The sequence below is a fragment of the Pseudomonas sp. 7-41 genome (genome assembly GCF_021233075.1).
GTDB lineage: Bacteria > Pseudomonadota > Gammaproteobacteria > Pseudomonadales > Pseudomonadaceae > Aquipseudomonas > Aquipseudomonas veronii.
The window spans coordinates 5,145,357-5,157,463 of the sequence record NZ_CP089551.1; the positions used below are offsets into that span (position 1 = coordinate 5,145,357).

The window sequence follows — 12,107 nt, forward strand, 5'->3', positions numbered from 1 at the left end:
TCATTTCGCGCCCGGGATCGTTCCACTTTCTTCGAAGGGCCGCTTCGCAGCCCAGCGGGAGCAAGCGCCCGCACCACAAGAAGTTGTCAGACGGTGATGTTGTGCCGAGCCAGAAAGTCCACGAAGGCGTCTTCGTCCAGAACCTTCAGGCCCAGTTCGCTGGCCTTGGCCAACTTCGAACCGGCACCCGGCCCGGCCACCACGCAATAGGTTTTCGCCGACACCGAACCGGCCACCTTGGCGCCGAGGCTTTCAAGCTTGTCCTTGGCCACGTCGCGGCTCATCCGCTCCAGCGAGCCGGTCAGCACCCAGGTGTGCCCCGCCTCCGGCAAACCTTCGATCACTTTTTTCGCGCTCTGCCAGTGCATGCCGAATTCCTCGAGTTGCTGCTCGATGGCCAGGGCACGCTGGGCGTGGTCGGGGTTATCGAAGAACTCGCGCACGGCCTTGGCCTGCTTCTCGGGCAGCGCCTGGCGCATATCGAGCCAGTCGGCCTTGATCACGCCTTCGAGGGAGCCGAACTTGTCCGCCAGTTTCTGCGCGGCGCCGGGGCCGACGCTGGGCACGTTGAGTTTGTCGAGCAAACCGCCGAGGGTGGTGCTGGCGGCGAACTCCGCGCTCAGGTCGCCTTGGTCCTGCAGTTGCAGGCCGCACTTGTCCGGCGCCAACAGCGCGCCGATCACGTCCTGGTTGTGGCGGTCTTCAAAGAAGCTGTGGATCTCGTGCGCCACTTCCAGGCCCACGTCCGGCAGGTACGTCAGCACTTCCGGCAAAGCGCGCTGCACGCGCTCCAGGGACGCCAGGGAGCGCGCCAGCACCTTGGCGGTCTCCTCGCCCACGTCGGGAATGCCCAGGGCGTAGATGAAACGCGCCAGGGTCGGCGTCTTGCTGTGTTCGATGGCGCTGATCAGCTTTTTGCTGGAGACATCGGCGAAGCCTTCCAGGTCGATGATCTGTTCGTACTTGAGCATGTACAGATCCGCCGGCGAGGCGATGAGTTTTTCGTCGACCAATTGCTCGATGGTCTTGTCGCCCAGGCCGTCGATGTCCATCGCCCGGCGCGAGACGAAATGGATGATCGCCTGCTTGAGCTGCGCCCCGCAGGCCAGGCGACCGACGCAGCGGTACACCGCGCCTTCGCTGACGGTTTCCTTGCCCTTGCTGCGCTTGACCAGTTGCGTGCGCTCGACGTGGGAGCCGCACACCGGGCAGCTTTCCGGAATATGCACCGCGCGGGCGTGTGCCGGGCGGCGCTCGGTGACCACCGAGACGACCTGCGGGATCACGTCCCCCGCGCGGCGGATGATCACAGTGTCGCCGATCATCAGGCCCAGCCGCGCCACTTCATCCATGTTGTGCAGGGTGGCGTTGGACACGGTCACACCCGCGACCTTGACCGGTTTCAGACGCGCCACCGGGGTGACGGCGCCGGTGCGGCCGACCTGGAATTCCACGTCGAGCAGCTCGGTCAACTCTTCCATGGCCGGGAATTTGTGCGCGATCGCCCACCGCGGCTCGCGAGCGCGGAAACCCAGTTCGCGCTGGGAGGCAATGCTGTTGACCTTGAACACCACGCCGTCGATTTCATAGGGCAGGTTGCTACGCCGCTCGCCGATATCGCGGTAGTAGTCCAGGCATTCCTGGATGCCCTTGGCCAGTTTCAGCTCATGACTGATCGGCATGCCCCACTTCTGCAACTGCTGCAAATTGCCGATGTGGGTGTCGCTGATATCCGCCGTCACCTGGCCAATGCCATAGCAGCAGAACTCCAGCGGGCGGCTGGCGGTGATTTTCGAATCCAGCTGGCGCAGGCTGCCGGCGGCGGCGTTGCGCGGGTTGGCGAAGGTCTTGCCGCCGACTTCCAGTTGCGAGGCGTTCAGGCGCTCGAAACCGGCCTTGGACATGAACACCTCGCCGCGCACTTCCAGGGTCGCCGGCCAGCCGCTGCCGTGCAGCTTCAACGGGATATTGCGCACGGTACGCACATTCACGCTGATGTCTTCGCCGGTGGTGCCGTCGCCCCGGGTGGCGCCGCGCACCAGTTCGCCGTTCAGATACAGCAGGCTGACCGCCAGGCCATCCAACTTCGGCTCGCAGCTGTATTCCACCACAGCACCGCCGCCAAACAGGTCGCCGGTCGGCAGGTCGAGGCCTTCGGTCACCCGGCGATCGAACTCGAGCATGGTGGTTTCATCGAAGGCGTTGCCCAGGCTGAGCATCGGAATCTCATGCTTGACCTGAGTGAACGCCGACAACGCCGCACCGCCGACCCGCTGCGTCGGCGAATCACGCGTGACCAGCTCCGGATGCTCGGCCTCCAGGGCCTTGAGTTCCTGGAACAAGCGATCGTACTCGGCGTCCGGGATGCTCGGCTCGTCGAGGACGTAATAACGGTAGTCGTGCTGATCCAGTTCAGCGCGCAATTCGAGGATGCGGGTGTGGGCGGCGGTCATGGGTGTTCTCTCATAAAGCAAAAGAGCAGCCGAAGCTGCTCAAATGTTGGTGCGCTTATTCTATCGACAACGCTTGAGGCCAAACCTCAGCGTTTCTGTGTCAGGGCGCGACGCTCGAACTCGACGATGCGCTGACGGTAGTGTTCGATGGTCTGGGCGGTCAGGACGCTGCGCTGATCGTCCTTCAGTTCGCCGTTGAGCTCCTGGGACAGCTTGCGCGCTGCGGCAACCATCACGTCGAAAGCCTGTTTCGGATGACGCGGACCCGGCAGGCCGAGGAAGAAGCTCACGGCCGGGGTGCTGAACAGGTCGATGTCGTCCAGGTCGAAGGTGCCCGGCTTGACCGCGTTGGCCATCGAGAACAGCACTTCGCCATTACCGGCCATGCTTTCGTGGCGGTGGAAGATATCCATCTCGCCAAAGCGCAGGCCGCTTTCCAGGATGTTCTGCAACAGTGCCGGGCCCTTGAAGCCAGCGGCGTCGCGGCAGATCACGCTGATCACCAGGACTTCTTCGGCGGCCGGCTGATCGTTCACCGACTGGCGCGGCGCACTCTTGGCCGGGCTCTCGTCAGGGAAATCGTCATCGCGGCTGCTGAAGCTCGGGCCGTCGTCCACGCCCAGGTTCAGGTCGCCCTGATGCGGCTCGGCGGCGGCGGCACTGCCACGTTTGCCACGCTTGGAGGACGGCTCGCGGGCTTCGCGCACAGGGGCGCTCATGGACGGCAAGTCATGTTCGTCCAGTTGCGGTTCCTTGTGGGTATCCAGCACACGGGGCGGCCCCAGCAGCTCGGCGCTGCCGTCGTCGTCGGGCAAGTTGGACAGGTTGCGGTCCAGACGGAACTTGAGCTTGCCCTTGCCGCCGCGCATACGGCGCCAGCCATCAAAAAGAATACCGGCAATGACAATAATGCCGATGACGATCAGCCACTCGCGCAGACCGATTTCCATGTAATCCCGTGCCTCTAATAAAAAATGCTGAAAAATAAGGGGTTTAGCACCGTGCAAACCGCTTTAAAACGTGGCGCCAACTCTATGTTCTGACTGACGTTTTGCCCACGCATACGAAAAATTGACATTAAACTAGCACGACCAAAGATAACTTTACACCGTCTGTCAAAATGCCTTGAACAAATATGCCAATTTGCCACTTTCGTCAGACCGGTAAACCGCCCTACATCGCGCTGATAATCTTCGTTGCCGGCATGGCTCAGGAATCCACCATCGCCATCGCCTCTTCGACATCCACCGCCACCAATCGCGAACAGCCCGGCTCGTGCATCGTCACCCCCATCAACTGATCCGCCATTTCCATGGCGATCTTGTTGTGGGTGATATAGATGAACTGCACGGTCTGGGACATCTCTTTGACCAGGCGTGCGTAACGTCCAACGTTAGCGTCATCCAGTGGCGCGTCAACTTCATCGAGCATGCAGAACGGCGCCGGGTTCAACTTGAAGATGGCAAACACCAGGGCCAATGCGGTCAGGGCTTTTTCGCCGCCGGACAACAAATGGATGGTGCTGTTCTTCTTGCCCGGAGGCCGCGCCATGATCGTTACCCCTGTATCGAGTAGATCTTCGCCCGTCAGTTCCAAGTAAGCGCTGCCGCCACCGAAAACTTTTGGGAATAACGCCTGTAAACCGCCGTTAATCTGATCAAAGGTATCTTTGAAGCGGTTGCGGGTTTCCTTGTCGATCTTGCGGATCACGTTTTCCAGGGTGTCCAGGGCTTCCACCAGATCGGCGTCCTGGGCGTCCAGATAACGTTTACGCTCGGACTGTTGCTGGTATTCGTCGATGGCAGCGAGGTTGATCGCACCGAGTCGCTGGATACGCGCGGCAATCCGCTCAAGTTCTTCTTCGGCGTCTTTCTCGTTGGCCTGGGCGGTCAGGGTGTTGAGCACGCCGTGCAGGTCGTAGCCGTCTTCGAGCAGTTGGTCCTGCAGGGTTTTGCGCCGCACGGTCAGGGCCTGCCATTCCATGCGCTGTTGCTCGAGCTGGCCGCGAATCAGTTGGGATTGCTGCTCGGCCTGGGTGCGGCGTTTTTCCGCGTCGCGCAGTTCGCGGTCGGCGTCTTCCAGGGCGATTTGCGCGGTCTTGAGTTCTTCGTCGACGGTCATGCGCTTGTCGAGCAGTTCTTCGAGCTTGAGCCGCAACTCTTCCAGGGGCGCTTCGCCCTCCTCCAGGTTGAGGCTCAGTTGCTCACGCTTTTCGGTCAGGCGCTCGGACTGCATCTCCAGGCGCTCCAGGGCCTGGCGCGTGGAATCGTGCTGGGCACGCAGGGAGCCGAGGCGCACCGCCAACTGGTGGGCGTGGTCCTTGTGCTGGCGCGCTTCCTGGCGGACGCGGTCGAGGCGTTCGCGCAGGCTGTCGCGCTGGGCCAGCAGCAATTCGCGCTGCTCGGTGTCGACGGCCATGCTGTCGAGGGCTTCCTGCAATTGCAGGCGCGCCTCGCCGATCTGTTCGTGTTCGAGGGCGCGCTGCTCGCCCATCTCGGCCACTTCTTCGTCGAGGCGAGTGCGGCGCAGGGTCAGTTGCTCGACCTTGGCCTTGCTCGCCGACAACTGGGCTTTCAATTCGCCCTGCTGGCGCGCTTCGTCCTGCAACAGGCGGCGCAGGTGTTCGCGGCCGGTCTCTTGCTGGCGCTGGGTGGCGCGCAGGGTCTGCAGTTCGGTTTCCAGGCTTTCCAGGGTGGCTTCGCGCTCTTCACGCTCGGCGATCAGCTTGACGATTTCCTGGCCACGGGCCAATACGCCACTTTCCGCCTCACTGGCGCGGCGCACCCGCAGGAAGTGGCGGCCGACCCAATAGCCGTCGCGGCTGATCAGGCTTTCGCCGGCGCCCAGTTGACCGCGCTGGGCCAGCGCCTGCTCCAGGGATTCCACCGGCTTGACCTGGCCCAGCCACGGCGCCAGGTCAAGTGCGGCCTCGACTTTATCCAGCAGGCTGCCCGGCACGCGCGCGCCATCGGCGGCGGGGCTGAGCAAGCGCAGATCGCCCTGGGCAAAACCGGCCAGGTCGAAGCCGGCAAAATCATCCACCAGCACCGCTTGCAGGTCGGCGCCGAGCACGGTTTCCACCGCCAGTTCCCAACCGGCCTCGACCTTCAAACCCTCCGCCAGACGCGGGCGTTCGGCCAAGTGCTGGTCACGCAGCCATTCGGCGGTGCCGGTGCCAGGGTCCAACGCGGCCTGCTGCAAGGCTTCGAGGGACGCCAGGCGCCCGTTGAGCCGCTGCAGATCGCCTTGGGCCTGTTGCTGGGCCTGGGTCGCCTGTTGCAGTTGCTGACGCAATTGCTCCAGGCGCTCCACTTGCTGTTCTTCGCTGGCTTCCAGCTCTTCGAGGGTCATTTCGCTTTCGGCGAGTTGCTCGCTCAGCTCCAGGATCGCCGCGTCTTCCGGGTCGGCGGCGAGCAGCACGCGCTCTTCCTGCAAGCGACGCTGGCGCTCGGCCAGGCGCTCCATGCTGGTTTCCAGTTGCTGGATGCGCGACTGCTGCACCTCGGCCTGGCGGCGCGGTTCGGCGGAGCGCAGGTTGAAGGTGTCCCACTGCTCCTGCCAGCCGTGCATCGTGGTCTCGGATTCTTCCAGAGTGGCGGCGGCTTCTTCGGCAGCGGCGCTGGTGATTTCCTGTTCGGGGGTGAGCATGTCCAGCTCTTCGCCGAGGGTCAGCAGCAAGGTGCGGTCGTGGCCGAGGTGGGACTCGGTCTCCAGGCGCGCGCGCTCGGCTTCCTTCAGATCGTCCTGCAACTGGCGCAGACGTTGCTGGCCGTGCTGGATGCTCTGCTCAACCCGGGCGATGTCGCCGCCCACCGAATAGAAGCGGCCCTGCACCAGATTGAAGCGCTCGGACAGGTCATGATGCCCGTCGCGCAGGCGCTCGATGCTGGCGTCGGCGTTGCGTTGTTCGGCCACCAGGGCTTCGAAGCTGATTTCCTGGGTGCCGATGATCGCTTCGCGCTGGCCGACCTGATCGTTCAGCGCCTGCCAGCGCAGGGCCGACAGTTGTGCCTTGAGCTGACGCTCTTCGCCCTTGTATTCCTGATACTTCTCGGCGGCCTGGGCCTGGCGGTGCAGGCGCTCCAACTGGCGCTCCAGCTCTTCGCGCAGGTCGGTCAGGCGGGCGAGGTTTTCATGGGTGCGGCGGATACGGTTTTCGGTCTCACGACGGCGCTCCTTGTACTTGGAGATGCCGGCAGCTTCTTCGATAAAGTTACGCAGGTCTTCGGGCTTGGCTTCGATCAGCTTGGAGATCATGCCCTGTTCGATGATCGAGTAGCTGCGCGGGCCAAGGCCGGTGCCGAGGAAGATATCGGTGATGTCCCGACGGCGACACTTGGTGCCGTTGAGGAAGTAACTGTTCTGGCTGTCGCGCGTCACTTTGCGGCGGATGGAAATTTCCGCGTAGGCCGCGTATTCGCCGACCAGGGTGCCGTCAGAGTTGTCGAACACCAGTTCGATGCTGGCCTGGCTCACCGGCTTGCGGCTGGTGGAGCCGTTGAAGATGACGTCGGTCATCGACTCGCCACGCAGGTTTTTCGCCGAGCTCTCGCCCATCACCCAGCGCACGGCATCGATGATGTTCGACTTGCCGCAGCCATTGGGCCCGACCACCGCCGCCATGTTACTGGGGAAGTTCACCGTGGTCGGGTCGACGAAGGATTTGAACCCCGCCAGTTTGATGCACTTGAGCCGCACGCTTAGGCGTCCGCCAACGCAGCGATCACCAGCGAGCAACTGCGCTGGCCGTAGGCCGACAGCACCAGGCGAATCTGCGGCAAGTCACGGGCGAGCACGGCGGCGAGCAATTGCTCGAACAGCGCGAGGTATTCGCTCATGGAAGCCTTGCGTTGATCCAGGGCCAGGTAATAGGCGCGGTTCATCGCCGGCTGCAGGTTCTCGACGGTTTCCTGCAAATACGGGTTGTTGGCGAAGGGGTACGCGGCACGCATCACATTGAAGCTTTCTGCGACGAAGGCGCGGATGTCCTGGCGTTCGAAATTGCTCACCAGGCGCTGCTGGATCTGCACGAACGGCGCCATGTCGGCCTGGGTCTGCCAGCCCTGCGCCACCGCATTGCCGAGCAGGATGTACAGCTCGGCCATCAACGTACACAGGCTCTGCACCTTGTGCGCGGTGAGTTCGGTGACGTGGGCGCCACGGCGCGGCAGGATCGCGATCAGGTGGCGACGTTCGAGGATCAGCAAGGCTTCACGCACGGAACCGCGGCTGACATTGAGTGCCAGCGTAACCTTCTGTTCCTGGATCCGTTCCCCAGGCTTGAGATCGCCGCGAATGATACGTTCGGCGAGGTGGTGAGCGATTTGCTCGGCGAGACTGTCCGGCGCCTTGAACGTCATGTTTTCCCTTCAAAATCTTCTATCGATACAAGCGCGCCAGTGTAGCGCAAATGCCCGCTGATGGCGCTCGGCCCACCTTCAAGAATTTGGCATGAAATAAGCAACGATGAACCGCCAGAAGCCCCCAAAAACGCCGGTTCCAGAAGACTGGACCATAATTGATAGGGTTGTGACCGCATTTTCTTGACCTTTAGGTCAGAAAATCATTGACCGAAAAGTCAGACATGACTAGATTCGGCGCAAAGCGGTTAACAACAATAATGAGTCTGCGAGGCCTTCCGTGATCCAGTTTTTACTTAACCAGGAACTCCGTAGCGAGCACGCCCTGGACCCCAACCTGACCGTGCTCAACTACCTGCGCGAGCATGTGGGCAAACCCGGCACCAAGGAAGGCTGCGCCAGCGGCGATTGCGGCGCCTGCACCGTGGTGGTCGGCGAACTGCACAGCGATGAGCAGGGCGAGCGGATTCGCTATCGCAGCCTGAATGCGTGCCTGACGTTCGTGTCGTCGTTGCACGGTAAACAGTTGATCAGCGTCGAAGACCTCAAGCACCAGGGCCAACTGCACAGCGTGCAACAGGCGATGGTGGAGTGTCACGGTTCGCAATGCGGCTTTTGCACCCCCGGTTTTGTGATGTCGTTGTTCGCCCTGCAAAAGAACAGCGACGCGCCCGACCGCGACAAAGCCCATGAAGCCCTGGCCGGCAACCTGTGCCGCTGCACCGGCTATCGCCCGATCCTCGCCGCCGCCGAACAGGCCTGCTGCAACAAACCCCAGGATCAGTTCGACAGCCGCGAGGCCCAGACCATCGCCCGCCTCAAGGCTATCGCGCCGACGCACACCGCTGAACTCAACAGCGGCGACAAACGCTGCCTGGTGCCGCTGACCGTCGCCGACCTGGCCGACCTCTACGACGCCTACCCCCAAGCCCGCCTGCTGGCCGGTGGCACCGACCTGGCGCTGGAAGTCACGCAGTTCCACCGCACGCTGCCGGTGATGATCTACGTCGGCAATATCGACGAGATGAAGCGCATCGAGACGTTCGACGATCGCCTGGAAATCGGCGCTGCCGCCGCCCTCTCCGATTGCTACACCGCGCTGCGCCACGAATACCCGGACTTCGGCGAACTGCTGCAGCGCTTCGCCTCCCTGCAAATCCGCAACCAGGGCACCCTGGGCGGCAACATCGGCAACGCCTCGCCGATCGGCGATTCGCCGCCGCTGCTGATCGCCCTCGGCGCGCAGATCGTGCTGTGCAAGGGCAACGTCCGTCGCACCCTGGCGCTGGAAGATTACTTCATCGACTACCGCGTCACCGCACGCCAAGACAGCGAGTTCATCGAGAAGATCATCGTGCCCAAGGGCCACACGCGGTTCCGGGCGTACAAGGTATCCAAGCGCCTGGACGACGATATTTCCGCAGTGTGCGCGGCGTTCAACCTGAAGATCGACGACGGTGTGATCAGCGACGCCCGCGTCGCCTTCGGTGGTATGGCCGCCACGCCCAAACGCGCACAACACTGCGAAACCGTGCTGATCGGCGCGCCCTGGAATGCCGCCACCGTGGAGCACGCCTGCGCCGCCCTGGCCGAGGATTTCACCCCGCTGTCGGACTTTCGCGCCAGCAAGGAATACCGCCTGCTCAGCGCGCAGAACCTGCTGCGCAAATACTTCATCGAGCTGCAAACGCCGCACATCGAAACTCGGGTGACCGCTTATGTCTAACCATCACGCCGTGGCAAAAACCCAGGCCGAACTGGCCGAGCTGTTTTCTCAGGACCTGACCTCCGGCGTCGGCCGCAGCGTCAAGCACGACAGCGCCGCCAAGCACGTATCCGGCGAAGCGCAGTACATCGACGACCGCCTGGAATTCCCCAACCAGTTGCACCTGTATGCGCGCCTGTCCGACCGCGCCCACGCCAAAATCCTCAACATCGATACCGCGCCCTGCTACGCCTTCGACGGCGTGCGTATCGTCATCACCCACGAAGACGTGCCGGGGCTCAAAGACATCGGCCCGCTGCTGCCGGGTGATCCGCTGCTGGCCATCGACACCGTGCAGTTCGTCGGCCAGGTGGTGCTGGCCGTGGCCGCCCGCGACCTGGAAACCGCGCGTAAAGCGGCGCTGGCCGCAGTGATCGAATACGAAGACCTGGAGCCGGTGCTGGACGTGGTCGAGGCCTACCGCAACCAGCATTTCGTGCTGGACAGCCACACCCATCAACGCGGCGATTCGGCGACAGCGCTGGCGGCCGCGAAGCATCGCATCCAGGGCACGCTGCATATTGGCGGCCAGGAACACTTCTACCTGGAAACCCAGATTTCCTCGGTGATGCCCACCGAAGACGGCGGCATGATCGTCTACTGCTCCACGCAAAACCCCACCGAGGTGCAGAAGCTGGTGGCCGAAGTGCTCGACGTGTCGATGAACAAGATCGTCGTCGACATGCGCCGCATGGGCGGTGGTTTCGGCGGCAAGGAGACTCAGGCCGCCAGCCCGGCGTGCCTGTGTGCGGTGGTCGCGCGCCTTACCGGGCAGCCGACCAAGATGCGTCTGCCGCGCGTCGAAGACATGCTGATGACCGGCAAGCGCCACCCCTTCTATATCGAATACGACGTCGGCTTCGACGACAGCGGGCGCTTGCACGGCATCCAGTTGGAGCTGGCGGGTAACTGCGGCTGCTCGCCGGACCTGTCGAACTCGATTGTCGACCGCGCCATGTTCCACGCCGACAACGCGTATTACCTGGGCGATGCCACGGTCAACGGCCATCGCTGCAAGACCAACACCGCGTCCAACACCGCCTATCGCGGCTTCGGCGGCCCGCAAGGGATGGTCGCCATCGAAGAAGTGATGGACGCCATCGCCCGTCATCTGGCCCTCGACCCGTTGGCGGTGCGCAAGGCCAACTATTACGGCAAGACCGAGCGCAACGTCACCCACTACTATCAGACCGTCGAGCACAACCTGCTCGAAGAGATGACTGCCGAGCTTGAGGCCAGCAGCCAATACGCCGAGCGCCGCGAAGCGATCCGCCGCTACAACGCGCACAGCCCGATCCTGAAAAAAGGCCTGGCGCTGACCCCGGTGAAATTCGGCATTTCCTTCACCGCCAGCTTCCTCAACCAGGCCGGCGCGCTGATCCATATCTACACCGATGGCAGCATTCACCTGAACCACGGCGGCACCGAGATGGGCCAGGGCTTGAACACCAAGGTCGCGCAAGTGGTGGCCGAGGTGTTCCAGGTGGACATCGACCGTGTGCAGATCACCGCCACCAACACCGACAAGGTGCCCAACACCTCGCCGACCGCCGCCTCCAGCGGTGCCGACCTGAACGGCAAGGCCGCGCAGAACGCCGCCGAAACCATCAAGCAACGCCTGGTGGAATTTGCCGCGCGCCACTACGCGGTGAGCGAAGCGGACGTGGCATTCCACAATGGCCATGTGCGCGTGCGCGAGCAGATCCTGAGCTTTGAAAGCCTGATCCAGCAGGCGTATTTCGCCCAGGTGTCGTTGTCGAGCACCGGCTTCTACAAGACCCCGAAAATCTTCTACGACCGCAGCCAGGCGCGCGGTCGGCCGTTCTACTACTTCGCGTTCGGCGCGGCCTGCTGCGAAGTGATCGTCGACACCCTGACCGGCGAATACAAGATGCTGCGCACCGACATCCTCCACGACGTCGGCGCTTCGCTGAACCCGGCCATCGACACTGGCCAGGTCGAAGGCGGCTTTATCCAGGGCATGGGCTGGCTGACCATGGAAGAGCTGGTGTGGAACGACAAGGGCAAGCTGATGACGAACGGCCCGGCCAGCTACAAGATCCCGGCCGTGGCCGACATGCCCTTGGATTTGCGCGTGAAGCTGGTGGAAAACCGTAAGAACCCGGAAGACACGGTGTTCCATTCCAAGGCCGTGGGCGAACCACCGTTCATGCTCGGGATTGCCTCGTGGTGCGCGATCAAGGATGCGGTGGCGAGCCTGGGTGACTATCGCCACCAGCCGAACATCGATGCGCCGGCGACGCCTGAGCGGGTGTTGTGGGGCTGTGAGCAGATGCGGAAGTTGGGGGCTGCGAAGGCGGTTGAGGCTGAAACCGAGATGGCTTCGCTGTAAATCGAGGTGCTGCCATCGGGGGCAAGTCGAATCGTCGCACCGCCCCTCCCACATTTTTCACCTGTGAATACATTCAAGTATGGGAAGGGGCTTGCCCCTCCCACATTTTTGACCTGTGAATACATTCAAGTGTGAGAAGGAGCTTGCCCCTCCCACATTTTTGATCTGTGAATACA

Annotated in this window: 6 protein-coding genes; 2 read left to right on the forward strand and 4 right to left on the reverse strand. The window is 62.7% G+C overall.

The annotated features are described in order from the left end of the window. Positions 1 to 86: 86 nt before the first annotated feature. From ligA to LQ249_RS23275, 4 genes are all read right to left on the reverse strand, one after another. Positions 87 to 2,453 (reverse strand): NAD-dependent DNA ligase LigA, encoded by a 2,367-nt coding sequence (gene ligA, locus LQ249_RS23260; protein WP_232565932.1) that lies wholly within the window; start codon positions 2,451 to 2,453, stop codon positions 87 to 89. Between the two features lie 86 nt (positions 2,454 to 2,539). Next, complete coding sequence (gene zipA, locus LQ249_RS23265) at positions 2,540 to 3,403, reverse strand: cell division protein ZipA (RefSeq protein WP_017845234.1); 864 nt, start codon at positions 3,401 to 3,403, stop codon at positions 2,540 to 2,542. 259 nt (positions 3,404 to 3,662) lie between these two features. Continuing rightward, positions 3,663 to 7,151, reverse strand: coding sequence for a chromosome segregation protein SMC (smc, locus tag LQ249_RS23270; RefSeq protein WP_046489415.1), 3,489 nt, complete (start codon positions 7,149 to 7,151; stop codon positions 3,663 to 3,665). Positions 7,152 to 7,153: 2 nt separating this feature from the next. Then, a complete protein-coding gene (locus tag LQ249_RS23275; protein WP_017845232.1) occupies positions 7,154 to 7,813 on the reverse strand; it encodes a GntR family transcriptional regulator in 660 nt (219 codons plus the stop codon). 280 nt (positions 7,814 to 8,093) lie between these two features. On the opposite strand from LQ249_RS23275, the gene xdhA reads away from it, so the two are divergent. Both xdhA and xdhB read left to right on the forward strand, forming a co-directional pair. Next, the gene (gene xdhA / locus LQ249_RS23280; RefSeq protein ID WP_017845231.1) at positions 8,094 to 9,539 is read left to right on the forward strand and encodes a xanthine dehydrogenase small subunit; all 1,446 of its coding nucleotides are present in this window, start codon (positions 8,094 to 8,096) and stop codon (positions 9,537 to 9,539) included. Then, positions 9,532 to 11,931, forward strand: a complete 2,400-nt coding sequence (gene xdhB / locus LQ249_RS23285) for a xanthine dehydrogenase molybdopterin binding subunit (protein WP_057003813.1) — start codon at positions 9,532 to 9,534, stop codon at positions 11,929 to 11,931. Before xdhA ends, xdhB begins: the two co-directional genes overlap by 8 nt. The last annotated feature ends 176 nt before the right edge of the window (positions 11,932 to 12,107 follow it).

What these genes read in the sequence shown, in the direction of transcription:
- zipA (WP_017845234.1), bottom strand. Translation starts at nt 3,403, where the DNA reads ATGGAAATCGGTCTGCGCGAGTGGCTGATCGTCATCGGCATTATTGTC.
- ligA (WP_232565932.1), bottom strand. Translation starts at nt 2,453, where the DNA reads ATGACCGCCGCCCACACCCGCATCCTCGAATTGCGCGCTGAACTGGAT.
- xdhB (WP_057003813.1), top strand. Translation starts at nt 9,532, where the DNA reads ATGTCTAACCATCACGCCGTGGCAAAAACCCAGGCCGAACTGGCCGAG.
- LQ249_RS23275 (WP_017845232.1), bottom strand. Translation starts at nt 7,813, where the DNA reads ATGACGTTCAAGGCGCCGGACAGTCTCGCCGAGCAAATCGCTCACCAC.